Below are 23665 nucleotides of genomic sequence, written 5' to 3' on the forward strand. Positions count from 1 at the left end.
AAGCCAGTGGCATCAACGATTGTCCGGCCGAAATCGATCTGGAGTTATTCTTGATGACGACCGCTACTATTGCAGACTTCTCGAAACGACTGGACCAGACCGCGGAGGATACCGAAGCCCTGCTGGCAAGATTGTTGTCCGACGCGCTGTTGCCCGACGAGATCGCGCGGCCGAAGCGGCTGATGGACGCCATGCGCTATTCCAGCCTCGGCGGAGGAAAGCGGTTGCGGCCGTTTCTGGTGGTCGAGAGCTCGGCCGTGTTCGGCGTCGGCCGCGAGGCCGCGCTTTTGGCCGGTGCCGCGCTCGAATGCATCCACTGCTATTCGCTGATCCATGACGACCTGCCCGCGATGGACAACAGCGATCTGCGCCGCGGCCGGCCGACGCTGCACAAGAAGACCGACGACGCCACCGCGATCCTCGCCGGCGACGGGCTGTTGACGCTGGCGTTCGACATCATCACCCGCGACCAGATCCACAAGGACCCAACGGTCCGCCTGCTGCTGACCCAGGCGCTGGCGCGCGCATCGGGCCTTGGCGGCATGGTCGGCGGCCAGATGCTCGACCTCGCCGGCGAAGGCCGGTTCGGCGACCGCGAGCCGGTCGACGTCGCCCGCCTGCAGCAGATGAAGACCGGCGCGCTGTTGCGCTATGGCTGCATCGCCGGCGCGATCCTCGGCCAGTCCACGCCGAAACAATATCAGGCGCTCGACGATTACGGCCGCGCGCTCGGCGAAGCGTTCCAGATCGCCGACGATCTGCTCGACGTCGAGGGCGATGCCGCCGCCCTCGGCAAGCAGACCGGCCAGGACGCAGCGCTCGGCAAAACCACCTTCGTCACCCAGCTCGGCATCGACGGCGCCAGGCAGCGCGTGCGCGACCTTTTGGCGCGCGCCGATTCGGCGCTGTCGATCTTCGGCGCCAGGGGTGACGTGCTGCGGGCGGCGGCGCACTTTGTCGCCGAACGCAAGAGCTAGGGAACCAGATGCCCGGCAAGGAATTCGAGGAACGCCTTCATCGATTCAGGAAATGCCGAAGCCGGTCCGCGTGGTCTATGGGCGGCCGCGCACCTTCATTTCGATTCTGATCGGGATCGTCGCGTTCTTCCTGCTGCCCGGCTCGCTGCGGCTGGTGACGCGGGCGCTGATCGGCTGGGACGTCTTCGTCGCGTTCTATCTAGTGCTGGTCTTCACCATGGTCTTGAGCAGCGGCGTCCGGCATGTCCGGCTCAACGCGGCGCTGCAGGACGATGGCCGTTTTCTGATTCTTTTGGTGACGGCGCTCGGCGCCTTTGCCAGCATCGCCGCCATCGTGTTCGAACTCGGCGCCTCGAACCGCAGCGTCCCCGGGCTGGCGCTGGCGACGGGGACGATCGCGCTGTCATGGGCGGCGGTGCACACCGCGTTTTCGCTGCACTACGCCCACGAATTTTACCGCGGCGACAAACCCGGCGGCCTGCAGTTTCCGAGCGGCGACCAGCATGCCGATGCCGACTATTGGGATTTTATTTATTTCTCGTTCGTGATCGGCATGACCGCGCAGGTGTCAGACGTCGGCATCACCGACAAGATCATCCGCCGCACGGCGACCGTGCACGGGATCATCTCGTTCGTGTTCAATACTGCGCTGGTGGCGTTGATGGTGAACATCGCCGCGAGTGCGATCTAGCGAAGCGCGCGAAATCCATCCTCGTCGTCCCGGCCTTAAGCTGGGACTCAGCGTGTTCGATAACACGCAGCCGTGGTTATGGGCACTTTCCTGACATGATGGCGCTGTTCGTGTTGCAACCCCAAACACGTTGTTCGCCGGTAAGCGGCTCGCCCGACTGGCCCATACCCGGTAAACCGGCAGCCGTTCGCGGTGAAGTCGGTGCATGGGAAGGCCTGGCAATAACTCGCTTTGCTTCCGGCCTGTCGCGCCTGGCGACCGGCTTTCTCGCCGTCCGCTTCTCGCATTCATTATCGTCGTTGAGGAACGCGCCTTCGGCGCAGGCGATCTTGCTGCAACGGTCGCCATCGGCCTTGAAACCGCGCTCGCAGACCAGCGGGCAGACCCGCGACGTCTTCAGCTTGATCGCATCGAGCGCATCGGTGCTGGCCAGCCTGGTGTCGAATTTGGTCTTGGCATAGCGGTTGAACAGCATGAGCGAACGCTGCGATGACGAATTCCAGTCACCATCAGCGGCGCCGGTCAGGCAGCCGACGCGGCGCAGTTCAGCCTGCACCGATTTGGTGACATCGGCCTGCGGCGGCCCGGCGTTCAGGGCTGCAAGGTTCATCTCCTTGTCGGCGGGTGCCGGAGCGGCAGCGGTCTTGTCGGACGGGAGCGTTTCGGCCGCGGCGCGTTTCTGCTCGGCAGCGGCGGCCTGATCCTGGGCAATCTGCTTGGCTTTCTCGGCCGCAAGGCGCGCCTGCTCGGCGGCCCCGGCGGCGGCGTCAGCCTTGGCCTGCTGCGCCTTCTGCGCGCCTTCGGCGACGAGCCGCGCGCGCTCCTGTTCGGCCAGCCGTGCCTTTTCGGTGGCGGCGACCCGGGTTTCCTCGGCGGCAATCTTCTCAAGCTGAAGCTTTGCCAAGCTTGCGTAGAATCCGTCCGGATATTGCGCGAGGAAAGCATTCAGCGCGCTCTTGTTGCCGACCTGCAGCGCCAGCTCGTAGTCGCGGCGGGCCTCGCTCTGCGCCGTGGGCGCGGGTGGCTGCGCCGCTCGGGCCGGCGCGGGAACCAGCGGCACGTCGTCGCCACCGAGCGAACCATAGACGAACGGCTCCTGCCGGTTGCCGGTGCTCTTGAGCACGTCGTCGCGAACAAACCCGAAGGCGCGCCGCACATCGAGCCCCGGCGTCGTCAGATGCCTCGACAGCGCGATCGTGAACGGGCTGTTTTTGCCGTCGCCGTCGGCCGCCGTCGAGCCGGCCTTGGCGGAATAGGCGATCAGCATGTTCGGGCTGCTCGGCTCGACCTTGGCCAGCCCCTGCCCGATCGCGCGCGACGCCACCGTCCGTTTCATGCTCTTGGCAAAGGGATTGTCGCGGCAGGCGTCGAGAATCACGAGCCGCAATTTCCGGACCGGCTCGATCGCGATCAGGATGCGGTCGAGCGAAAACGCTTCGTCATAGACGTCGGTGTCGCGCTCCAGCCTTGCGTCCACCGGAATCAGATAATTGGCGCCGTCCACCTCGATGCCATGACCGGCGTAGTAAACCACGGCGATATCGGCGTCGCGCGCGCGGTCGGCGAAGTCGCGCAGCGCGCGGCGGGTCTCGGCCGCCAGAAGATCGCGGCGGAAATCGACGACATCGAAGCCGGCGTCCTTCAGCGTCGCCGCCATCACGGTACCGTCATTGACCGGGTTGGTCAGCGCCGCGACGTTTTGATAGGCGGAATTGGCGAGCACCAGCGCCACGCGCTTCTCGGCAAAGGCCGGCTGGCACAGCAACAGCAGTGCGGCAGCCAAAAATCCGAGGAAAAATCGAGGGAAAAAGCGATCCAATCTTAGCGATCCCGATTTCATGATCCGCTTCCGGAACTCGCACGTTCTAACACACCCGCATGCCTACCAGAAGCCGCAGCCGGGCTTTGTGAGTTATGTCACGATCCGCGATCAGTCCGCCGTGACATGCCCCTGATATTGCGGCAGGCCGTCGGTGATGACGTACCATGGCGCCTTCGAGCCGACGAAAATATGCGCGGTCGGGCGGATCGAGGGATCATCGACGAGGGTCCCCATCGCGACATGGACAAAGGTACCGTCGCGCACCACCGAATAGAGCAGGGAACCACAACGCCTGCAGTGCGCGTCGTGACCGGTCTCCTCGCCATATGTCATCAGGTCGCTATCGCCCTCGGTCACCCTGAATTTATCGCGTTCGATTGCGGCAAACGGCTTGAACGCCGAGCCGGTCGTGCGCCGGCAATTCGAACAATGACAGTTGAGGGCATAGGCAAACGCGTCCGCCACGGCGTAGCGTACCGCACCGCAGAAGCATTCTCCGGCAAGAATGCGAGCATTCGGATTTTTTGAACCTGCCACCGGGAATTTCCTCGCATGAAGATGAAAGCCAGCCGTAGCGCAATTGGTCTGTTCGTGGCTTAATTCAATTCGAACAAAGATCAATCAGCCAATCGGAGGACCCGCCGTGAGCCATGACCGATCGACCGTCGAAGCCGTGGTCAGGAATTATTTCGACGGCCTGTATGAGGGCAATGCCGACCAGTTGGGGGCGATCTTTCATCCCACCGCCGATCTGCGCTGGCTGGAAAAAGGCGAGCTGCAGGTCCTGACCGTACCCGACTGGCTCGACCGCGTGCGCAAGCGGCCGTCGGCCAAGGCGGAAGGCAAGCCGCGCGAGGATTTCATCGTCACCATCGACCGCTCCGATGACTCCACCGCCTTCATCAAGGTGCGCTGCCAATTGCCGCCGCGCTATTTCACCGACTACCTGGTCGCGATGAAACTTGCCGACGGCTGGCAGATCGTCTCCAAATCCTATCGCTACGATCTGCGTGAATAAGCCGCACCGCAGCACCTCCGTCGTCCGGCCGGATTGACCTCAAGGGTCTTCCGGGCGAATTGAAGGGCCATGGAAGCCAAATTTCAGATTTTCCTGATCCTGCTTGCCGTGCTGGCGGGAACCGCCCTGCTGGCGCGCCGGGTCAACGTCGCGCCGGCGATCCTGCTGCTGCTCACCGGCATCGTGCTCGCGTTCGTGCCGGGCATGCCGTCGCTGGAACTGCCACCCGAACTGGTGCTGCTGGTGGTGCTGCCGCCGCTGATCTATTCGGCCAGCGTCGCCATGAGCTGGCGCGAATTCAAGTTCAATCTCCGCGTCATCTCCCTGCTCGCGGTCGGCGGAGTCATCTTCACCGCCTTCGCGGTCGCCACTGCCACGCATTACCTGATCGGCTTGCCCTGGCCAGTCGGTTTCCTGCTGGGGGCCATCGTTGCACCTCCGGACGTGGTGGCGCCGCTGGCAATCGCCCGCAAGCTCGGGCTGCCGCGCCGGATCCTCGTCGTGCTCGAGGGCGAGGGGCTGGCCAACGACGCCACCGCGCTGATCCTCTACCGCTTCGCGGTGATGGCGATTTCGACCGGCATGTTTTCGCTGCCGAAAGCGGCGGGCGCATTCCTGGTCATTGTCGTCGCCGAAGTGCTGTTCGGCGCCGCCGTCGGCTGGCTCAGCCTGCGCATGCGCCACCGCGCACGTGACCCGCAGGTCGAGATCACGCTGTCGCTGATCACGCCCTATGTCGCCTACTGGATTCCCGAACATTTCGGCGGTTCCGGCGTGATCGCGACCGTCGCCTGCGGCCTCTATATGAGCTGGAACGGCCCGCTATTGATTTCCGCCGCGACGCGATTGCAGGGCGTCTTCTTCTGGGACCTCGTGATCTTCCTGATCGAGGGCCTGCTGTTCCTGCTGACCGGTTTCCAGTTGCGCTCGCTGCTGGAGAAATCGAAAGCGTTTCCGCTCGGGGAGATCGTGTCTGCCATCGGGCTGGTCGTATTCATTGTCGTCATTGCCCGCTTTGCCTGGGTATATCCCGCGACCTATTTGCCGCGAGCGCTGAACAAGCGGCTGCGCGAGCGCGACCCCTACCCGTCCTGGCGCAGGGTGTTCGTGATCGCATTTACCGGGGTTCGCGGCGCGGTATCGCTGGCGGCGGCGCTCGCGCTGCCCTATGCGCTTTCAAACGGCGAGGCTTTTCCGTATCGCGACCTGATCCTGTTCGTGACCTTCGGCGTCATCCTGATCACGCTGATCGGAACCGGCCTGGGGCTGCCGCCGCTGGTGCGATGGCTCGGCGTTGCCGACGACGGACGCGACGAACACATCGTCGAGCACGAATCTGAAATCGCGGCCCGGCGCGAGGCGCTCGCCAAGGCGCTGGAATCGCTCGACGCCATGACGGACGATCGCGAATTGTCCGACGAGGTGGTAAAACTGCTGCGGGCGCGGCACGAGATCCGCGCCAATCAATTGCCGGATTCGCTCGATCCCGATGCGCACGACGTCACGGCGGCGGGGACCGCGCTGACACGTGAATTGATTGCAACGGAGCGAAAATTCATCCACGCCCTCTTGCGCGACGGCAAGATCACCGACGAGACCCGGCGGCGGATCGAGCGCGATCTCGATCTGGAGGAAGCGAGCCTCTCCAACCGCGAATATCGCAGGATACCGCTGTAATTAGACGTCATTGCGAGGAGCGAAGCGACGAAGCAATCCACTCTTTACTTCGCCAGCCGCGAGATGGATTGCTTCGCGGAGCCTGTCATCGGGCGCGCATTCGCGCGACCCGTTGGCTCGCAATGACGGTGGGATGGACTTTGGCTACTCCGCCGCCGCAGTCCGCGGCCGCCCGACATAACCCGCCGCGTCGCCAAACCGCTCGATCATGACCGCAGTCAGATCCTTGGCCTTGCTGGTCACCCAGGCGCCGGAACGCACCGTATAACGGTCCTGATGCGCAAGGTGTGAAGGCGCTTGCCCCTGCTGCAGCGCGCGCGCCGCATCCATCACGAGCTTGCGGAAATGCAGGATGCCCAGATCGGTCGGCCCGAGATGTTCGCGGGTGCGGTCCGCGATCGGACCCTGGCTGTCCTGCACCGCCGCGTCCTGTTCGGACACGCCCTTGATGCCGGTATAGCTGCTGGTCTTCTGCAGTTTGCGGTCGATCAGATAGTCGTTGCCCTTGTTGCGCAGCGGAATGTAATTCTCGTCGACCATCGACATCACGCCGTTGCCGCGGTCGTAGCCATCGCGCTCGGCCTGCGTCAGCGGACGCTCCGGATTCCAGGCATAGGTGTAGATCCAGCAATTGGTATCGCTGACCGGAACAAAGCTCTGGCCGAAAATATTCTCGCCGGGCATCGAGCTCGGCGCATAGGCGTGAATCGGCATCAGGAATTGGGCGATGCGCCAGTAGATATTGTCTGACCCGGTGAGCCGTCCGCCGGCGACCGTGAGACCCGCATCGTGCGGATTGATCTTGATCACCGGGCGGGGATCTTCGGCGATCCAGCGCATGTGGTCGGTCGCGACCCGCGTCAGCGGATTCACGAAGTGCTTCTTGATATCGAGGATTTCGTTCTCTTCTTTCTCGAAGCTCAGATGCGCGAAGGTGAAATGCGCGGTGTCGATCGAGCCTTCCATCGCCTGCACCCAGTTGCAGTCCTGCCATTTCTTGGTGACGTAGCGATGCGAGGGCGGCACCAGCGCCATTTCCAGCGCCGGCAATTCCGGAACGGCATCCGCCGGGCCCATATAGGCCCAGATCATGTCGCCCCATTTGCGCACCGGATAGGATTTGATGCGGATCAGGTCCTTGGCGTTGAGATCGGGGTAGGACGTCGGCATGTCGACGCAGCGGCCGTCGGTGTCGAATTTCCAGCCATGATAGACGCAGCGAATGCCGCATTCCTCGTTGCGGCCGAGCCAGAGATTGGCGCCGCGATGCGGGCAATATTGATCGATGACGCCGACCACGCCTCTAGAGTCGCGGAACGCGAGCAACTCCTCGCCCATCACGACGATCTTCTTCGGCGGCCCGTCGGCTTCCGGCAACTCCTTCGAGAGCAGCACCGGCATCCAGAATCGGCGCAGCAATTCGCCCATGCCGGTGCCCGCACCGCTTTCGGTGAGGAATTTGTTGTCTTCTGCGCGGAGCATGAGCGTCCTCCGGGATCTTATTGATTTTGAGCAAGCTTGGCGCAGGCGAAGCGGGGCGTCAACGCGGTTCAGCTCACACCGGCCGCTCCCCCTTCACCGTCACCCGCGTGCCGGCGCGGGTGTGCGGCCAGTAGTCCCACATCGCGCGGTGCTGGGCGCAGCGGTTGTCCCAGAACGCGATGGCGTTTTCAGTCCAGCGGAAGCGGCACTGAAATAGCGGGTTTTCGGCGTGCTGGTAGAGATACGCCAGCATGGCGTCGCTCTCGTCGCGGGGAATGCCGATGAGGTGGCGGGTAAAGCCGCGGTTGACGTAGAGCGCCTTCTTGCCCGTCACCGGATGGGTGCGCACCACCGGATGCTCGGCGCGCGGATAGCTCGGGCGGTCGGCGACACCGTAATTGGCGTAGAGCCCGCGATAGGTCGATTCGCCGTCATGCAGCGCGGTCAGCCCCTCGAGATAGGCCTTCATCCGGTCCGACAGCGCCTCATATGCCGCATACATATTGGCGAACAGCGTGTCGCCGCCGCGCGGCGGGCATTGCCGGATGTAGAGGATCGAGCCCATCGGCGGCTCGACGTCGCAGGACACGTCGGTGTGCCAGCCCTCGCCATTGGCGCGCGGCGAATCCTTGTCGGCATAGATCTTCATCAGCGCCGGGTCGTTGCCCTCATGGGGCGCCGCAGGGTGAATGTGCAGATCGCCGAATTTGCGCCCGAAGGCGAGATGCTGTTGCGGCGTGATGTGCTGGTCGCGGAAGAAGATCACGAGGTTTTCGGCCAGCGCCCGATGGATCTCATCCATCTGGCGATTGGAGCGCGCATCGTCGGAGACGAGCTTGCCGATATCGACGCCCGAGATCTCGGCACCGATGATCGGCGTCAGTTTTTCGACGCCGATGGTCTCGTAGGGTTCGGTTTCGTCGGCGAGGTGCCGATAGCGGGGTCCGTGCTTGCCGGAAAGCGAACTCATCGACGTTCTCCCAATCGTTCTTGATTGGGATCATCGTAGCTCACGCAATGCGAAGCGCAATGCATCCGTTTCGTCGTCGAGGCCTTGAGCCGGGACGACGAATGGTTACTCCGCCGCGGTCACCGGCGTCTTGCTGCCTGCGCCATACTTCTGGTCGATATAGTCGATCACCAGCGCCTTGAAATCGGCGGCAATGCTCGGGCCGCGCAGGGTGCGGAACTTCTTGCCGTCGACGAACACGGGCGCGGCCGGCGCTTCGCCGGTGCCGGGGAGCGAGATGCCGATATTGGCGTGCTTGGATTCGCCGGGGCCGTTGACGATGCAGCCCATGACAGCGACGTTGAGCTCCTCGACGCCGGGATATTGCGTCTTCCAGCCCGGCATTTCCTCGCGGATGAAGTCCTGGATCGAGCGCGCCAGTTCCTGGAACGTGGTCGAGGTGGTGCGGCCGCAGCCGGGGCATGCCGCCACCAGCGGCACGAAGGTGCGGAAACCCATGGTCTGCAGCAGCTCCTGCGCGACCTGGACTTCCACCGTGCGATCGCCGCCGGGCTCGGGCGTGAGTGAAATGCGGATGGTGTCGCCGATGCCGCCCTGCAGCAAAATGCCGAGCGCAGCCGATGAGGCCACGATGCCCTTCGAGCCCATGCCGGCCTCGGTGAGACCGAGATGGATGGCGTAGTCCGAACGTTCGGCAAGGGTTTGATAGACCGCGATCAGATCCTGCACCGCCGACACCTTGGCCGACAGGATCATCTTGTTCTTGGGCATGCCGAGCTCTTGCGCCCGTGCCGCCGACAACAGCGCCGACTGCACCATGGCTTCGCGGGTCACCGCGCGGACATCCTTCGGTGAGGGAAGCAGCGCGTTTTCGTCCATCAGCTTGGTCAGCAATTCCTGATCGAGCGAACCCCAGTTGGCGCCGATGCGGACCGGCTTGTCGTTCTTGTTCGCGATCTCGATGATGTCGGCGAACTGGGTGTCGCGCTTGTTCTTGAAGCCCACATTGCCCGGATTGATGCGGTATTTGTCGAGCGCCTCGGCGCAGGCCGGATAGTCCGCCAGGAGCTTGTGGCCGATGTAATGGAAATCGCCGATCAGCGGCGTGGTGATGCCAAGCTTGCGCAGGCCATCGCGGATGTGCGGCACAGCAGCGGCGGCTTCCTCACGGTCGACCGTGATGCGCACCATCTCGGATCCCGCACGCGACAGCGCGGCGACCTGGGCAATGGTGCCTTCGATATCGGCGGTGTCGGTATTGGTCATCGACTGCACGACGATCGGCGCACCGCCGCCGACGGCGACCTTGCCCACCATGACTTGCGTGGTCTTATGCCGGGCGCTGGGTCCGGCGACGTCGCCTTGAAGTTTTTCTTGGGACGGTTTTTCAGGCTTGTTCATGGCGTCTCGAATATCAGGTTTTGGTGACATTCACCAAGGGGATGGGAGCGCGCGCGGCGCCTTCGTCGGAATTGGAAATTTTACGCTGTTAATTCAATAGCTTATTACGCGGGCTGGGGTCGAAAGCAAGGGCGCCCCGGGGACGCCAGGCCTCACCGCTATATTGGACGGGAATCACGGGATTCAAAGGGCAATCTGCCGCCTTTTCATGGCCGATCGCACCCAATAGCATCGGACAAAACAAGGTGAGGGAGGAGATAATGGCGGAGCGGAGCGGGCTGATCACCACGGCGGAACTCGCCGACATCCTCCTTCACGCGGATATCCGCCTGTTCGATTGCACGACCTATCTCGAGCCTGCGCCCGAGGGCAGCGGGGTTCCCTATCTCGCGGTCCCCGGACGGCATACGTTCGAGGCCGGGCATATTCCGGGCGCGGATTTTCTGGACCTGCAGGGCGAGTTCTCCGACCAGACGACCGCGCTCCGCTTCATGATGCCCGCGGTCGCCCAGCTCGAGGCTGCGTTCGGCCGTCACGGGATATCGGCCGACAGCCGGGTGGTGCTGTATTCGATCGGCACCGCGATGTGGGCGACGCGGTTCTGGTGGATGCTGAAATCGCTGGGCTTCGACAACGCGTCGGTGCTCGACGGCTGTCTCGACAAATGGAAGGCCGAAGGCCGCGCGATCGAGACCGGAGCCGCGAAGGGATATTCGCAGGCGACGTTCACGGCGAAGCCGAAGCCCGGATATTTCGTCGGCAAGCACGAGGTTCTTGCCGCGAGCGCCAGGCGCAACACCGTCGTTGTCAATGCACTCGGGCCGCAATTCCACAGGGGTCTCGAGCCCAGCCGCTACGGCCGGCCGGGCCGCATTCCCGGCAGCTGCAATGTGTCGGCGGCAACCTTGCTCGATCCCCAGACCAAGGCTTTCGTGCCGCTCGCCGATGCGGAGAAGAGATTCGCCGCCCAGGGCATCACCAGGGACAAGCGCGTGGTCGCCTATTGCGGTGGCGGCATCTCGGCCACGATCGATCTGTTCCTGCTCGACCAGCTCGGCTACGACAACCTCACGCTCTACGACGGCTCGATGGGCGAATGGGCCAGGGATTCGTCGCTGCCGATCGAGACGGGTTGACGGGTTATGCGCTCGGGCCGTTCTCACCGCGTCATTGCGAGCGAAGCGAAGCAATCCATCGCACGGCTTGCTCAAGCATGGATTGCTTCGTCGCAATTGCTCCTCGCAATGACGCGGTGAGTTCGTAGGATGGGTAGAGCGAAGCGAAACCCATCATCCTTCGTCGGTGTAGTTGATGGGTTTCGCAAGAGCTCTACCCATCCTACGACCGTTGCTCGCAATGGCGGGGGTGGCAATCACGCCGGCACATTCGGATCCGGCACGACCTTCGAATCGGGCTTGTTGACGAGATAGAGCCCCGCGATCACGAGCAGCGCCGCGGCGCCGAATGCAAGCGTCAGCGTGTCGTGCATGATGAAATAGCTGGCGGCGACGCCGAACAGCGGCGTGATGAAGGTGAACGCCGACAATTTGCTGGCGGAATAGGCCTTCACCAGCGCGAACCACAACAGGAAGGTCAGTCCGACCACCCAGAACGACTGATAGGCCAGCAGCGACAGCGACAGCGGGCTCGGGACGTGGGTGATCCGCTCGCCCGATATCCACGCCGCAAGGCCGAGAATCGGGATCGACAACGCCACCTGATAGCCCAGGCCCTTTTCCGCGGGCGCCCTGATCAGCGCGGTGGCCTTCACGATCAGGGTCGTCGTCGCCCATAGCGCGCCGCCGGCGACGATCAGAAGATCGCCGAGCAGCACATTCGAATCGACGTTGGGCTGCGGCACCCCGATCGCGAGCGCGACGCCGGCAAAGCTCAGGCCGAGCCCGCCCCATTGCCAGGCGCGCAGCCGCTCGCCGAGAAACACATAGGACCCCAGCGCCACGAAGAACGGCGCGGTGTACAGAAACACCACCGCGCGGGACGCCGAGGTCAGCAGCAGGCCGCGATAGATCAGCACGAATTCGATGCCGAAGATCACGCCCGCCGACAGCCCGGCCCACAGCGTGCCGTCACGCTCGAAGAATTTCGTGCCGCGCAGCCGGCCGATGACGAGCAGCACCGGCAACGCGCCGGCGGAACGGATCAGCGCCTGCAGCATCGGCGGCACGTCCGGCAGCACCAGCTTGACTGCGATCTGGTTGAAACCCCAGCTCAGGCACAGCATCAGCATCAGGGCGATGGCCCCCGCGCTGAGCTCGCGCCCGGTCGTGGAGACGGCTTGATTTGGAGAAATCACCTGGGTTGACGACATCGATCCTCGTGGCCGGCTTGGCGCCGTGTTCTTGTTATTGTTTCTGGCAGTGCGCGCAGGTGCCGGCGATTTCGACGACCGAGAGTTTCGGCGCAAAACCCAGGGCGCGCGCCGCCGCATTGAGGCTTTGCGCCACCGGGGCCGCGGGAATCTCGCCGACCGAGCCGCAATGATCGCAGATCAGAAAAGCCACCATGGCGGTGGCGTCATGGTCATGCGCGCAGGCCAGAAACGCGTTGCGGCTTTCGATGCGGTGGACGAGCCCGTTTTCCATCAAGAAATCCAGCGCGCGGTAGACAGTGATCGGCGCCGGCCGCGGCATTGATTTGGCGAGTTCGTCGATCACCTCATAGGCGCCGAGCGGACGGTGGCTGGACAGCAGCGCCTGCAGCACGTGGCGGCGGATCGGCGTGAATTTCTGCGCCCGCCGCGCGCAAACCTGCTCGGCATGCGTCATCGCATCCGCAGTGCAGCGGCCGTGATCGTGGCCGGGCGCGGGGAAGGTAGGTTTTGTCAGGGTCATCACCCCGATTTGTAGCATTTTTGCCTGCAATCCCAAAGCCCGGCGCATCACGCGCCCCAGCCATGTTCTCAGAGCAGGTCAGCCAATTGTTAACCTGCCATGCGGAATTCATAAGCTAGCTTATTATATCCAAAGCTTATGGAGGCGGGGAAAGACCATGCGCGGTTCCGTGGATATGAACTTCCTGTTTACGCTCGGCGAATTGCAACGACTGGTGCGCGCCTATGCCGACAAGCAGGCCGCGCGCTACGGCATCACCCGCGCGCAATGGGCGGTTTTGGCCAAGGTCGAGCGTACCGAGGGCCTGAAGCAGACGGAACTAGCCGAACAGATGGAGATGCAGCCGATCACGTTGACGCGACTGATCGACAAGCTCTGCGACAATGGCTGGATCGAACGCCGCGACGACGAGACCGACCGCCGCGTCAACCGCCTGTATCTGCGCAAGGCCGCGCGTCCGCTGCTCGGCAAGCTCTCGGGGCTGCGCTCCGACATCACCGCGACCGCGCTGGAGGGCATCAATCCCGCCGATGCCCACCGCCTGCTCGCCCAACTGGAATCGGTCAAGGAAAACATTCGCAATGCCATCCAGAACCCAGCCGGCGAGCCTCCCAGAAAGGAGCAGCGCTATGGCTGATCCCGTCCTCAAATTCCCGCCCGAACAGAAGGGCAGCCCGGCGTCTCCCGCGCCCCGCAGCAAGATCGCCGCGGAGCCGCGCCGCCGGCTGATGGCCGGCCTGCGCCGCTACCGCCGCTTTCTGCTGCTGGTGGTGCTGCCGCTGGTGGCGGCGATCGCCGGCCTCACCTTCTATCTCAATGGCGGCCGCTACGTGACCACCGACGACGCCTATGTCGGCGCGCAGAAAGTGCTGATCACGCCCGACATCTCCGGCAAGATCGAGAAGGTCGTGGTCAGGGAAGGCCAGCAGGTCCATGAAGGCGACGTGCTGTTCGAGATCGACCCGGTGCCGTTCCGCCTTGCCGTCGACCAGGCCAAAGCGACGCTCGAACAGGCCAAGACGACCTACGACAATCTGGTCGCCAACGTCAAAATCTACGGCCAGATGCTCGATCTCGCGCAGCAGGGCATCGATCTGAAGCAGCGCGACGTCGATCGCAAGTCCGCGCTGGTCAAGAGCAATGTCGGCTCGCAGCTCGACCTCGACAATTCGGCGACCAGCCTCGTTACCGCGGGCGCACAGGCCCAGTTCGTCAAGCAGCAGCTTTCCAACGCCAAGGCCCAGTTGCTCGGCAATCCCGAATTGCCGCTGGAACAGTTTCCGCCCTACGCGCAAGCCAAGGCGGCGCTCGGGATCGCCGAGCGCAATCTCGACCACACCGTGATGCGCGCGCCGATGGCCGGCATCGCCACCCAGGTCGACCAGATTCAGCTCGGGCGCTTCGCGATGGCGGGTGCGCCGGTGTTCTCCATCATCGATGTCGCCAACCCCTGGGTCGACGCCAATCCGAAGGAGTCCGATTTCACCTATGTCGCGGTCGGCCAGCCCGTCACGCTCGACGTCGATGCGTTCCCCAACCACGTGTTCAAGGGCACGGTCGGCTCGCTCTCGCCCGGCACCGGCGCGCAATTCGCGATCCTGCCGCCGCAGAACGCCACCGGCAATTTCGTCAAGGTGGTGCAGCGCGTCCCGGTGCGGATCTATTTCGACAAGGACGACAAGTTCGTCGCCAAGCTGAAGGCCGGCATGAGCGTCTACGCCACCATCGACACCAACCATCGCCGTTCGCTGGCTGGCCTGCTCGGCTTCTCGCCGGCGGTCGCCAACCAGGAATAGCCATGCCGACGCCGGGCCCATCACCATCCGCCGTTCCCGGCCTGCGCCGGAACATGGTGACGATCTGCGCCATGACGGCGACCATCATGCAGGCGCTGGACACCACCATCGCCAATGTCGCGCTGCCCTACATGCAGGGCACGCTGTCGGCCTCGACCGACCAGATCAACTGGGTGCTGACCTCCTACATCGTCGCCGCCGCGATCATGACCGCGCCGGTCGGCTGGATCGCCAACCGCTTCGGCCGCAAGCGCATCTTCATCATCTGCTCCGGCGGCTTCACCATCGCCTCGGTGCTGTGCGGCCTGGCGCAGGACATCAACCAGATGGTGCTGTTCCGTTTGCTGCAGGGCGTGTTCGGCGCGGCGCTGGTGCCGCTGTCGCAGGCGGTCATGCTCGACTCCTATTCGCTGCGGGAGCGGGCAAAAGCAATGTCGATCTGGGGCATGGGCGTGATGATGGGCCCGATCATGGGCCCGTCGCTGGGCGCATGGCTGACCGAAACCTATTCCTGGCACTGGGTGTTCTTCGTCAATCTGCCGTTCGGCATCTTCACCGTGCTCGGCCTGATGGTGTTCATGGACGAGACCAGGAAGGACCTCGATCTGCGATTCGACTGGTTCGGCTTCACGGCGCTGGCGATCGGCATCGGCTCCTTGCAGATCGCGCTCGACCGCGGCGAACAGCTGGGCTGGCTGGAATCCGGCGAGATCATCGGCGAGTTCATCGTCTCGGGCATCGGCTTCTATTATTTCTTCGCGCATTCGCTGACGACGTCAAAGCCGTTCATCCAGTTCGCGCTGTTCAAGGACCGCAATTTCGTCGGCGGCTGCGTCTTCATGGCGGTGATGGGGCTCGTGCTGTATTCGACCATGGCGCTGTCCTCGCCGTTCCTGCAGAACGTGATCGGCTACCCCATCATCACCGCGGGCGTGCTGCTGGCGACCCGCGGCTCCGGCACCTTCGTCGCCATGATGCTGGTCGGCCGCCTGATGCGCTTTATCGAGGCACGCACGCTGATCATCAGCGGTCTCAGCCTGACCGGCCTGTCGCTGTTCTACATGACCGGCTGGACCGACCAGACCGGCGTCCCCGAGATCGTCACCTTGAGCATCATCCAGGGCTTTGGCTTCGGGTTGGTGTTCGTGCCGCTGAGCACGGTGGCGTTCCTGACGCTGCCCAATCATTTGCGCACCGACGGCACCTCGATGCTGACGTTGATGCGCAACGTCGCCTCTTCGATCGGTATTTCGGTCGTGATCGCGCAGCTCACCGAGGGATCGCGGCGCGTCTACGCCAATCTTTCCGAGCACATCAATCCGTTCAACCACGCCATGCAGATGCCCAATGTCGCCGGCATGATCGACATGAACACCGACACCGGCCGCGCCATGGCGGATGCGATGGTCGGCATTCAGGCGCAGATCATCGCGTTTTCGCAGGACTATCAGCTGGTGATGCTGTTCATTCTCGCTTCGATCCCGCTCGCGATCATGATCGGCTCGACCAAGGCCACGCTGCGGGCGCAAGCCGCGCCGGCGGAGCATGCGGTGATCGAGTAGAAGGGGCGCGCTGTTCGTCGTCCCGGCGAAGGCCGGGACGACGTGGGTGATAGTGCTACGCTTTCGCCCGCAAGCCGTGCAACGATGCCGGAACCACATCGGGCAACTTCCCCAGCCTTTGCACGGCAGCCAGGATGGCGGCGATGTATCCGTAAGGACCGAGGCCGCAGATGACGGCGGTGGAAGCGCTCGACGTAATCGAATGCCGGTGCAGATCGTCGCGCGCGTGAATATTGGAGATATGGACCTCGATCTTTGGGCCCTCGAATATTTTCAGGGCGTCGATCAGTGCTATCGACGTAAACGAGTAGGCTGCCGGGTTCATAATGATGGCATCGAACGTCCCGTGCGCCGACTGGATCAAATTGACCAGTTCGCCTTCGAGATTTGACTGGTGAAACGAGATCGAGACCCCGAGATAATCAGCCGCATCCTCACAACTCGCTTCAATCTCCTTGAGCGTCGTCGAGCCATAAATGTGAGGCTCCCGAATGCCCAGGAAATTCAGATTAGGTCCGTTCAGGATCATGATCTTGATAGCCATCGTGGCTCCCCCCTTTTGTATCAATGAGACGTTGCTCTAGCCGCCCAGCCATTTTGCCGGGAATTTTGACACGGCGCAGGTACCCGCTACTTGATCGGCGGCCGCGGCAGCACGGCGTCGCCTTCTTCCATCCTGTAGACGTAGTCGAGTGAATACCAGGGCCGACCTACATCGGCGTCCGTCGGATGCGGCTCCTCATGACGCACGAAATTGCCGATCAGCGCCCTGGTGACGCCGAACTGCACGTCGCTGTCGATATGCGGGTCGGCGGGATCGTAGACCTGGGAAACCAAAACCTTGAATCCCGGCTTGAAGATCAGCGCGTGCAGATGCGCCGGCCGATAGGGATGCCGGTCCTGCAGCTTCAGCAGGCGCCCGACCACGCCGTCGGTCGGAATGGGATAACCGATCATCATCACTGAACGAAACCAGAAACGCCCGTCGGCATCGGTGGTGAACTTGCCGCGCAGGTTCATGTCCGCCTGTTCGGGATCCTGGTTTTCGTACAACCCGACCGGCGAGGCGTGCCAGATATCCACTTCCGCTCCGGGAAGCGGATTTCCCGCCTGGTCCACCACGCGCGCGGTGACGAACAGCGGCGCGCCCGGGGTCTCCGACCGGACGATGGAGCCGCCGTTGTCAACTTTGGGCGAGTGCAGCCGCCAGAACGGCCCGAGCAGGGATTGCGAGGTTTCCGTGTTGCCCTGATCGCCATTGTTCAGGAGGCACACCAGCGATGAGACCCCGAGCGAACCCGCCATCAGGATGACTTCGTTGTGGGTGTCGGTCGAAAGCTTGCCGAGTTCGGCCAGAATCGCGGCGGCATCGCGGAATTCCGCCTCGGTCAGGCCGACGTCGCGGACAAAGCCGTGCAGGTGCTTGACCAGCGACACCATGATTTCGCGCAGCCGCGGATCGGACGTCCGTTCCATCACGGATGCCGCGGCAACCGTGACATCCTGCTGACGTTCGATGATCATGCCGACCTCCCTAGAGCCGTTCAGGTCACCTCGCCCCGCTTGCGGGGAGAGGTCGAAGCCGAAGGCTTCGGGTGAGGGGGACTCTCCGCGCATTCAGTGTTTGCGGAAGCAGCCCCTCACCCCAACCCTCTCCCCGCGAAGAGCGGGGCGAGGGAGAAGAGTTCGACTCCGCGCCTGGAACGCTGCGCTACACCTCGAAGAACACCGTCTCGTTGTCGCCCTGCAGGCGGATGTCGAGGCAATAGACTGCATTCCCTGTCCCGGGCTTGCGGGTCGCAATCAGCGTGGCGCGGCGATCGGACGGCACCAGCGCCAGCGCGGGGTCGGCGGCATTGCCCGCCTCGCCGTCGAAATAGATCCGGGTATAGAGATGCAGCAGCATGCCGCGCGCGAACACCGCGAGCACGAGATGCGGCGCCTGCGGCTTGCCGTCGGGATCGGGCACCACGCCCGGCTTGATGGTGTCGAAGGCATAGCCGCCATTGCCGTCGCTGCCGCAGCGGCCAAACCCCTTGAACGATGAATTGGGCAGCGCGCGCTTGTCCTGCGGATCGGAGAACCCGCCTTGCGCATCGGCCTGCCAGATCTCCAGCATGCAATCCGGCACCGGCGCGCCGTCGCCGTCAAACACCCTGCCCTCGACGCGGATGCGTTCGCCCGAGGTGTCCGGCGTGACGAGATTATTGCTGAAAGCGTCGTTCCAGTCATATTTGCCGTTCGGGGTCAGTCCGTAGGCGAAATAGGGACCGACGGTCTGCGACGGCGTAACTCCTTTTGAACTCTCGGGCACTACTTGGTCTCCATCGGCGTGGCGTTGCGGCCGCGCAGCACAATGTTGAAGCGGTAGGCCAGCGCCCATTCCGGCCGGGTGTTTTCCAGATCGAAGCTCGAGATCATCCGGTTGCGCGCCTTTTCATCCGTCACCGAATTGAAAATCGGATCGAACGGAAACAGGGGATCGCCGGGGAAATACATCTGCGTCACCAGCCGCGAGATGAAGGAATGGCCAAACACCGAAAAATGGATGTGGGCCGGACGCCAGGCGTTGTGGTGATTGCCCCAGGGATAGGCGCCGGGCTTGATGGTGACGAATTTGTAGTAGCCCGCAGCGTCGGTCTGGGTGCGCCCTGCGCCGGTGAAATTCGGATCGAGCGGTGCTGGATGCTGATCGACGACATGGATGTAACGGCCGCAGGCATTGGCCTGCCACAGCTCAATCAGTGCATTCGGCACGCCGCGGCCGTCTTCGTCGAGCACGTGTCCGTGCACGATGATGCGCTCGCCGAGCGGCTCGCCCTTGCACTGGAGGGTGAGATCGTTGTCGTTCTCGCGCACGGTCTCGTGGCCGTAGACCGGTCCGGTCAGTTCCGACAGCGTGTGCCGCATGATGATCAGCGGCTTCGAGGGCGTGCGTTTCACCGTGCTCTTGTAGGCCGGCGACAGCCGCGGCGGATGCGCCGCGAGGCTTTCGATGGGGTAGTTTAAAGTCATGGGGTAAGTCCTTTCAGCACCCTCCCCGTCATTGCGAGCGTAGCGAAGCAATCCATTGTGCTGCAAAAAGAAAGAATGGATTGCTTCGTCGCTGCGCTCCTCGCAATGACGGCCAGGATTCCCTCAGTTCAACTTCTCGATCGCCATCGCGACGCCCTGACCGACGCCGACGCACATGGTGGCGAGCGCGCGTTTGCCGCCGCGCTTCTCCATGCCGTGCACCGCCGTCAGCGCCAGCCGCGCGCCGCTCATGCCTAAGGGATGGCCGAGCGCGATCGCGCCGCCATGCGGGTTGACGAAGTCGGCATCGTCCTGGACGCCCAGTTGCCGCAGGCAAGCTATGCCTTGCGAGGCAAAGGCTTCATTGAGCTCGATCAAATCGAAATCGCTGATTTTCAGGCCCAGCCGTTCCATCAGCTTGCGCGTCGCCGGCACCGGGCCGATGCCCATGATGCGCGGCGGCACCGCAGCCGAGGCGAGCCCGAGGATGCGCGCCCGCGGCGTCAGCCCGTGCCTCTTCACCGCGGCTTCCGAGGCGAGAATCATTGCAGCCGCGCCGTCATTGACGCCGGACGCATTGCCCGCGGTCACCGTGCCGGGATTGCGCACGATCGGCTTCAATTTGGTGAGGCCTTCCAGCGTGGTTTCCGGGCGTGGATGCTCATCCTTGTCGACGGTAATGGGACCCGCCTTGCCGCCGGGCACCGAAACCGGCGTGATCTCTTCGGCGAAATAGCCCGAGGCGATCGCCGCGCCTGCGCGCTGCTGCGAGCGGATCGCGAACGCATCCTGATCGGCGCGCGACACCTGAAACTCCTCGGCGACGTTCTCGCCGGTCTCGGGCATCGCATCGACGCCGTACTGCGCCTTCATCAAGGGATTGATGAAGCGCCAGCCGATGGTGGTGTCGAAAATGTCGGCGGAGCGCGAAAACGCTTCCGCCGCCTTGCCCATCACGAACGGCGCCCGCGTCATCGATTCGACGCCGCCGGCAATCGCAAGATCGATTTCGCCCGCGCGGATCGCGCGGCCACCGGCGCCCACTGCGTCGAGGCCCGAGGCACAGAGACGGTTCAGCGTCTGGCCGGGAACCGAGTCCGGCATGCCGGCCAAGAGCAGCGCCATGCGCGCAACGTTGCGGTTGTCCTCGCCGGCCTGGTTGGCGCAGCCGAAAAACACCTCGTCGACTTGCGACCAGTCGAGCTTCGGATGCTTGGCCATCAAGGCCTTGATCGGGGCCGCAGCCAAATCGTCGGCGCGCACCTTGGCGAGCGAGCCACCGAAGCGGCCGATCGGGGTCCGGACGGCATCGCAAATATAGACATCACGCATCGAATTTCTCCCTGAATGCCGCGTTTTAGGCGTTGGCCCCGCTGGATTTGATGGCGAGTTTTAGGAGCGCCTTTGGGGCAGGTCAATTGACCGCAGCGCCCCCCGCCGCGCTTTCGCGGGAGGTCGGTCATGCCCGCAGCGCCGGGGTGCTGAATTAAGCGGCCACAGAGGTGGAAAACCCGGATGACACCGGCAAAGGAATAGGACCCGACCGCGAAAATTTTGTAGTTTCCGCCCCCGATGACAATCCAGCAGTCCATCCCCGTGCCCCCCGAAGCAACGCCCGAGGCTACTCCGGCCAATGACGCGCCGTCGCGCGTCACGCCGATGATGGAACAATACCTGGAGATCAAGGCCGGCCATCCCGGGCTGTTGCTGTTCTACCGGATGGGCGATTTCTACGAGCTGTTCTTCGAGGACGCCGAAATCGCCTCCAAAACGCTCGGCATCGTGCTCACCAAGCGCGGCAAGCATCAGGGCCTGGACATCCCGATGTGCGGCGTGCCGGTGGAGCGCTCCGAGGACTATCTGCACCGCCTGATCGAAGCCGGCCACCGCGTCGCGGTGTGCGAGCAGACCGAGAATCCCGCCGAAGCAAAGGCGCGCGGCAACAAGAGCGTGGTGCGCCGTGGCGTGGTGCGGCTGGTGACGCCGGGCACGCTGACCGAAGACACGCTGCTGGACGCCCGCACCAACAATTATCTGCTGGCGATTGCCCGCGCCCGGGCCTCGGCCGGCGGCGACCGCATCGGGCTTGCCTGGATCGATATTTCGACCTCGGAATTCTCGGTCACGGAATGCGCGACCGCGGAACTCGCGGCAACGCTGGCGCGGATCAATCCGAACGAGGTCATCGTCACCGACGCGCTCTATGGCGATCCCGATCTCGGTCCCCTGCTGCGCGAACTGCCCGCGGTGACACCGCTGACCCGCGACGTGTTCGACAGCGCCACCGCCGAACGGCGGCTGTGCGACTACTTTGCGGTTGCGACCATGGACGGCCTGTCCGCGATGTCGCGGCTGGAGGCGACCGCGGCGGCCGCCGCCGTCACCTATATCGACCGCACCCAGGTGGGAAAACGCCCGCCGCTGTCGCCGCCGTCGCGCGAGGCCGCCGGAACCACCATGGCGATCGACCCCGCCACCCGCGCCAATCTCGAATTGACGCGCACATTGGCCGGCGAACGGCGCGGCTCGCTGCTCGATGCGATCGACTGCACCGTCACCGCGGCCGGATCGCGGCTATTGGCGCAACGTCTGGCGGCCCCATTGACCGACAGCGCCGCGATCGCGCGGCGGCTGGACGCCATCGCCGCCTTCGTCGCCGACAGCGCCGCGCGTGACGATATCCGCAGCATGCTCAAAGGCGCGCCCGACATGTCGCGCGCGCTGGCGCGGCTATCGGTCGGACGCGGCGGCCCGCGCGATCTCGCTGGATTGCGCGACGGCATTTTGGCGGCCGATCAGGCGCTGGCGCGGCTGGGGCAACTCGAGGCGCCGCCGGCCGAGATTGCTGCCGTAATGGAGGCGCTGCGCCGGCCCTCGCGCGATCTGGCGCGCGAATTCGAGCGCGCGCTGGCCGAGCAATTGCCGCTGATCAAGCGCGATGGCGGTTTCGTCCGCGAATTCTATGAAGCCGCCCTCGACGAGACCCGCAGCCTGCGCGACGCCTCGCGCCTTGTGGTGGCCGCGATGCAGGCGCGCTACGCCGACGACACCGGCATCAAGGGCCTCAAAATCCGTCACAACAATGTGCTGGGCTATTTCGTCGAGGTCACCGCGCAGCACGGCGACAAACTGATGTCGCCGCCCTTGAACGCGACCTTCATCCATCGCCAGACGCTGGCCGGGCAGGTTCGCTTCACCACCTCCGAACTCGGCGAGATCGAAGCCAAGATCGCCAATGCCGGCGACCGCGCGCTCGGGCTGGAACTGGAGATCTTCGAGCGGCTGTGCGGACAGGCGCTCGCCGCCAGCGACGAGTTGCGCGGCGCGGCGCATGCGTTCGCACTGCTCGACGTCGCGACCGCGCTGGCAAAGCTTGCGGTCGATGATAACTATGTGCGGCCCGACGTCGATATTTCGCTCGGCTTTGCGATCGAAGGCGGAAGACATCCGGTGGTCGAACAGGCGCTCAAGCGCGACGGCCAGCCGTTCATCGCCAACGCCTGCGACCTTTCGCCGGGACCCGGACAAAAGTCCGGCCAGATCTGGCTGATCACCGGCCCCAACATGGCCGGTAAATCGACCTTCCTGCGCCAGAACGCGCTGATCGCGCTGATGGCGCAGATTGGAAGCTACGTGCCGGCGTCGCGGGCGCGGATCGGCATCGTCGACCGGCTGTTCTCGCGCGTCGGCGCGGCCGACGATCTGGCGCGCGGCCGTTCCACCTTCATGGTGGAAATGGTCGAGACCGCCGTGATCCTCAATCAGGCCAGCGAACGCTCGCTGGTCATCCTCGACGAAATCGGCCGCGGCACCGCGACCTTCGACGGCCTCTCGATCGCCTGGGCCGCGATCGAGCATCTGCATGAGAGCAACCGCTGCCGCGCCTTGTTCGCGACGCATTACCACGAACTGACCGCGCTCTCGGCAAAACTGCCGCGGATGTTCAACGCCACCGTGCGCGTCAAGGAATGGCAGGGCGACGTCGTGTTCCTGCACGAAGTGCTGCCGGGTTCGGCCGACCGATCCTACGGCATCCAGGTCGCGAAACTCGCAGGATTGCCGCCGGCCGTGATCGCGCGCGCCAAATCGGTGCTGGCAAAACTGGAAGCGCAGGACCGCGGCCAGAGCGCGCGTGCGCTCGCCGACGATTTGCCGCTGTTCGCCGTCCCCTCCCGCGCCGCCGCCGAACCGGCGCCGCCGACCGAGGCGGAAATGCTGGTCGAGGCGTTAAAGACGCTGCACCCCGACGAGATGTCGCCGCGCGAGGCGCTGGAGGCGTTGTATGCGCTGAAGGCGAAATTGCCGAAGCCCTAGCCGTCATTCCGGGGCGATGCGGAGCATCGAACCCGGAATCTCGAGATTCCGGGTCTGGTCCTTCGGACCATCCCGGAATGACAACCTA

At 64.0% G+C, this 23665-nt stretch carries 21 protein-coding genes; 9 read left to right on the forward strand and 12 right to left on the reverse strand.

Annotated features, from left to right (window positions below; translation table 11 throughout):
* The first annotated feature begins 53 nt into the window (after positions 1 to 53).
* Together NL528_RS44235 and NL528_RS44240 are read left to right on the forward strand one after the other, a co-directional pair.
* On the forward strand, positions 54 to 977 hold the full coding sequence (locus tag NL528_RS44235) for a farnesyl diphosphate synthase (protein ID WP_309180622.1): 924 nt from the start codon (positions 54 to 56) through the stop codon (positions 975 to 977).
* 52 nt (positions 978 to 1029) lie between these two features.
* The gene (locus tag NL528_RS44240) at positions 1030 to 1668 is read left to right on the forward strand and encodes a DUF1345 domain-containing protein (RefSeq protein WP_309180623.1); all 639 of its coding nucleotides are present in this window, start codon (positions 1030 to 1032) and stop codon (positions 1666 to 1668) included.
* 76 nt (positions 1669 to 1744) lie between these two features.
* Here the strand turns inward: NL528_RS44240 and NL528_RS44245 are convergent, their stop codons facing one another.
* Both NL528_RS44245 and NL528_RS44250 read right to left on the reverse strand, forming a co-directional pair.
* Entirely contained in the window at positions 1745 to 3508 is a 1764-nt protein-coding gene (locus tag NL528_RS44245; RefSeq protein WP_375143961.1) for a caspase domain-containing protein, read from the reverse strand.
* A 90-nt stretch (positions 3509 to 3598) separates the two neighbouring features.
* Positions 3599 to 4027, reverse strand: coding sequence for a GFA family protein (locus NL528_RS44250; RefSeq protein WP_309180626.1), 429 nt, complete (start codon positions 4025 to 4027; stop codon positions 3599 to 3601).
* A 106-nt stretch (positions 4028 to 4133) separates the two neighbouring features.
* On the opposite strand from NL528_RS44250, the gene NL528_RS44255 reads away from it, so the two are divergent.
* Both NL528_RS44255 and NL528_RS44260 read left to right on the forward strand, forming a co-directional pair.
* A complete protein-coding gene (locus NL528_RS44255; protein WP_309180627.1) occupies positions 4134 to 4508 on the forward strand; it encodes a nuclear transport factor 2 family protein in 375 nt (124 codons plus the stop codon).
* Between the two features lie 69 nt (positions 4509 to 4577).
* Complete coding sequence (locus NL528_RS44260; protein WP_309180628.1) at positions 4578 to 6185, forward strand: Na+/H+ antiporter; 1608 nt, start codon at positions 4578 to 4580, stop codon at positions 6183 to 6185.
* Between the two features lie 144 nt (positions 6186 to 6329).
* Here NL528_RS44260 and NL528_RS44265 read toward each other — a convergent pair whose 3' ends face one another.
* The 3 genes from NL528_RS44265 to ispG all read right to left on the reverse strand — a co-directional run bounded on the left by NL528_RS44265 (position 6330) and on the right by ispG (position 10038).
* Positions 6330 to 7667, reverse strand: a complete 1338-nt coding sequence (locus NL528_RS44265) for a Rieske 2Fe-2S domain-containing protein (protein WP_309180629.1) — start codon at positions 7665 to 7667, stop codon at positions 6330 to 6332.
* Between the two features lie 73 nt (positions 7668 to 7740).
* Positions 7741 to 8637: a TauD/TfdA family dioxygenase gene (locus tag NL528_RS44270; RefSeq protein ID WP_309180630.1), complete on the reverse strand. Its 897-nt coding sequence runs from the start codon at positions 8635 to 8637 to the stop codon at positions 7741 to 7743.
* Positions 8638 to 8742: 105 nt separating this feature from the next.
* The gene (ispG, locus tag NL528_RS44275) at positions 8743 to 10038 is read right to left on the reverse strand and encodes a flavodoxin-dependent (E)-4-hydroxy-3-methylbut-2-enyl-diphosphate synthase (protein WP_309180631.1); all 1296 of its coding nucleotides are present in this window, start codon (positions 10036 to 10038) and stop codon (positions 8743 to 8745) included.
* A 260-nt stretch (positions 10039 to 10298) separates the two neighbouring features.
* Here ispG and NL528_RS44280 point away from each other — a divergent pair, with 260 nt between their 5' ends.
* Complete coding sequence (locus NL528_RS44280; protein ID WP_309180632.1) at positions 10299 to 11174, forward strand: sulfurtransferase; 876 nt, start codon at positions 10299 to 10301, stop codon at positions 11172 to 11174.
* A gap of 236 nt (positions 11175 to 11410) precedes the next feature.
* Here the strand turns inward: NL528_RS44280 and NL528_RS44285 are convergent, their stop codons facing one another.
* Entirely contained in the window at positions 11411 to 12286 is an 876-nt protein-coding gene (locus NL528_RS44285) for a DMT family transporter (RefSeq protein WP_375144115.1), read from the reverse strand.
* A gap of 115 nt (positions 12287 to 12401) precedes the next feature.
* A complete protein-coding gene (locus tag NL528_RS44290; protein ID WP_309185273.1) occupies positions 12402 to 12890 on the reverse strand; it encodes a transcriptional repressor in 489 nt (162 codons plus the stop codon).
* A gap of 157 nt (positions 12891 to 13047) precedes the next feature.
* Between NL528_RS44290 and NL528_RS44295 the strand changes: the two genes are divergently transcribed.
* Genes NL528_RS44295 through NL528_RS44305 form a run of 3 tightly spaced genes read left to right on the forward strand, consistent with a single transcriptional unit; the run spans position 13048 to position 16248 of the window.
* On the forward strand, positions 13048 to 13527 hold the full coding sequence (locus tag NL528_RS44295) for a MarR family transcriptional regulator (protein ID WP_309180634.1): 480 nt from the start codon (positions 13048 to 13050) through the stop codon (positions 13525 to 13527).
* The gene (locus NL528_RS44300) at positions 13520 to 14686 is read left to right on the forward strand and encodes an HlyD family secretion protein (protein ID WP_309180635.1); all 1167 of its coding nucleotides are present in this window, start codon (positions 13520 to 13522) and stop codon (positions 14684 to 14686) included. The genes NL528_RS44295 and NL528_RS44300 overlap by 8 nt, the downstream gene beginning before the upstream one ends.
* A 2-nt stretch (positions 14687 to 14688) precedes the next feature.
* On the forward strand, positions 14689 to 16248 hold the full coding sequence (locus NL528_RS44305) for an MDR family MFS transporter (protein ID WP_309180636.1): 1560 nt from the start codon (positions 14689 to 14691) through the stop codon (positions 16246 to 16248).
* A 55-nt stretch (positions 16249 to 16303) separates the two neighbouring features.
* On the opposite strand, the gene NL528_RS44310 is transcribed toward NL528_RS44305, so the two are convergent.
* The 5 genes from NL528_RS44310 to pcaF all read right to left on the reverse strand — a co-directional run bounded on the left by NL528_RS44310 (position 16304) and on the right by pcaF (position 20595).
* Entirely contained in the window at positions 16304 to 16792 is a 489-nt protein-coding gene (locus NL528_RS44310; RefSeq protein WP_309180637.1) for a type II 3-dehydroquinate dehydratase, read from the reverse strand.
* Between the two features lie 86 nt (positions 16793 to 16878).
* Positions 16879 to 17772: a dioxygenase gene (locus NL528_RS44315; RefSeq protein ID WP_309180639.1), complete on the reverse strand. Its 894-nt coding sequence runs from the start codon at positions 17770 to 17772 to the stop codon at positions 16879 to 16881.
* Positions 17773 to 17959: 187 nt separating this feature from the next.
* A complete protein-coding gene (pcaG, locus tag NL528_RS44320; protein WP_309180641.1) occupies positions 17960 to 18562 on the reverse strand; it encodes a protocatechuate 3,4-dioxygenase subunit alpha in 603 nt (200 codons plus the stop codon).
* Positions 18562 to 19263, reverse strand: a complete 702-nt coding sequence (gene pcaH / locus NL528_RS44325; protein ID WP_309180642.1) for a protocatechuate 3,4-dioxygenase subunit beta — start codon at positions 19261 to 19263, stop codon at positions 18562 to 18564. The genes pcaG and pcaH overlap by 1 nt, the downstream gene beginning before the upstream one ends.
* Positions 19264 to 19386: 123 nt before the next feature.
* Positions 19387 to 20595 carry a 3-oxoadipyl-CoA thiolase gene (pcaF, locus tag NL528_RS44330; RefSeq protein ID WP_309180643.1) on the reverse strand — a complete coding sequence of 403 codons (1209 nt, stop codon included), beginning with the start codon at positions 20593 to 20595 and terminating at the stop codon, positions 19387 to 19389.
* A gap of 240 nt (positions 20596 to 20835) precedes the next feature.
* Between pcaF and mutS the strand changes: the two genes are divergently transcribed.
* Positions 20836 to 23577 carry a DNA mismatch repair protein MutS gene (mutS, locus tag NL528_RS44335; protein ID WP_309180644.1) on the forward strand — a complete coding sequence of 914 codons (2742 nt, stop codon included), beginning with the start codon at positions 20836 to 20838 and terminating at the stop codon, positions 23575 to 23577.
* Positions 23578 to 23665 lie beyond the last annotated feature (88 nt).

The sequence above is a fragment of the Bradyrhizobium sp. Ash2021 genome (assembly GCF_031202265.1).
GTDB lineage: Bacteria > Pseudomonadota > Alphaproteobacteria > Rhizobiales > Xanthobacteraceae > Bradyrhizobium.

Excerpts from the sequence above, each read along its gene's own strand:
- NL528_RS44270 (WP_309180630.1), bottom strand. The coding sequence starts at position 8,637 with ATGAGTTCGCTTTCCGGCAAGCACGGACCCCGCTATCGGCACCTCGCC.
- NL528_RS44245 (WP_375143961.1), bottom strand. The coding sequence starts at position 3,508 with ATGAAATCGGGATCGCTAAGATTGGATCGCTTTTTCCCTCGATTTTTC.
- NL528_RS44290 (WP_309185273.1), bottom strand. The coding sequence starts at position 12,890 with ATGACCCTGACAAAACCTACCTTCCCCGCGCCCGGCCACGATCACGGC.
- NL528_RS44240 (WP_309180623.1), top strand. The coding sequence starts at position 1,030 with ATGCCGAAGCCGGTCCGCGTGGTCTATGGGCGGCCGCGCACCTTCATT.
- NL528_RS44265 (WP_309180629.1), bottom strand. The coding sequence starts at position 7,667 with ATGCTCCGCGCAGAAGACAACAAATTCCTCACCGAAAGCGGTGCGGGC.
- NL528_RS44315 (WP_309180639.1), bottom strand. The coding sequence starts at position 17,772 with ATGATCATCGAACGTCAGCAGGATGTCACGGTTGCCGCGGCATCCGTG.
- NL528_RS44295 (WP_309180634.1), top strand. The coding sequence starts at position 13,048 with ATGCGCGGTTCCGTGGATATGAACTTCCTGTTTACGCTCGGCGAATTG.
- NL528_RS44300 (WP_309180635.1), top strand. The coding sequence starts at position 13,520 with ATGGCTGATCCCGTCCTCAAATTCCCGCCCGAACAGAAGGGCAGCCCG.
- NL528_RS44260 (WP_309180628.1), top strand. The coding sequence starts at position 4,578 with ATGGAAGCCAAATTTCAGATTTTCCTGATCCTGCTTGCCGTGCTGGCG.
- mutS (WP_309180644.1), top strand. The coding sequence starts at position 20,836 with ATGACAATCCAGCAGTCCATCCCCGTGCCCCCCGAAGCAACGCCCGAG.
- pcaF (WP_309180643.1), bottom strand. The coding sequence starts at position 20,595 with ATGCGTGATGTCTATATTTGCGATGCCGTCCGGACCCCGATCGGCCGC.
- ispG (WP_309180631.1), bottom strand. The coding sequence starts at position 10,038 with ATGAACAAGCCTGAAAAACCGTCCCAAGAAAAACTTCAAGGCGACGTC.
- NL528_RS44280 (WP_309180632.1), top strand. The coding sequence starts at position 10,299 with ATGGCGGAGCGGAGCGGGCTGATCACCACGGCGGAACTCGCCGACATC.
- NL528_RS44285 (WP_375144115.1), bottom strand. The coding sequence starts at position 12,286 with ATGCTGATGCTGTGCCTGAGCTGGGGTTTCAACCAGATCGCAGTCAAG.
- NL528_RS44310 (WP_309180637.1), bottom strand. The coding sequence starts at position 16,792 with ATGGCTATCAAGATCATGATCCTGAACGGACCTAATCTGAATTTCCTG.
- NL528_RS44305 (WP_309180636.1), top strand. The coding sequence starts at position 14,689 with ATGCCGACGCCGGGCCCATCACCATCCGCCGTTCCCGGCCTGCGCCGG.
- pcaH (WP_309180642.1), bottom strand. The coding sequence starts at position 19,263 with ATGACTTTAAACTACCCCATCGAAAGCCTCGCGGCGCATCCGCCGCGG.
- NL528_RS44235 (WP_309180622.1), top strand. The coding sequence starts at position 54 with ATGACGACCGCTACTATTGCAGACTTCTCGAAACGACTGGACCAGACC.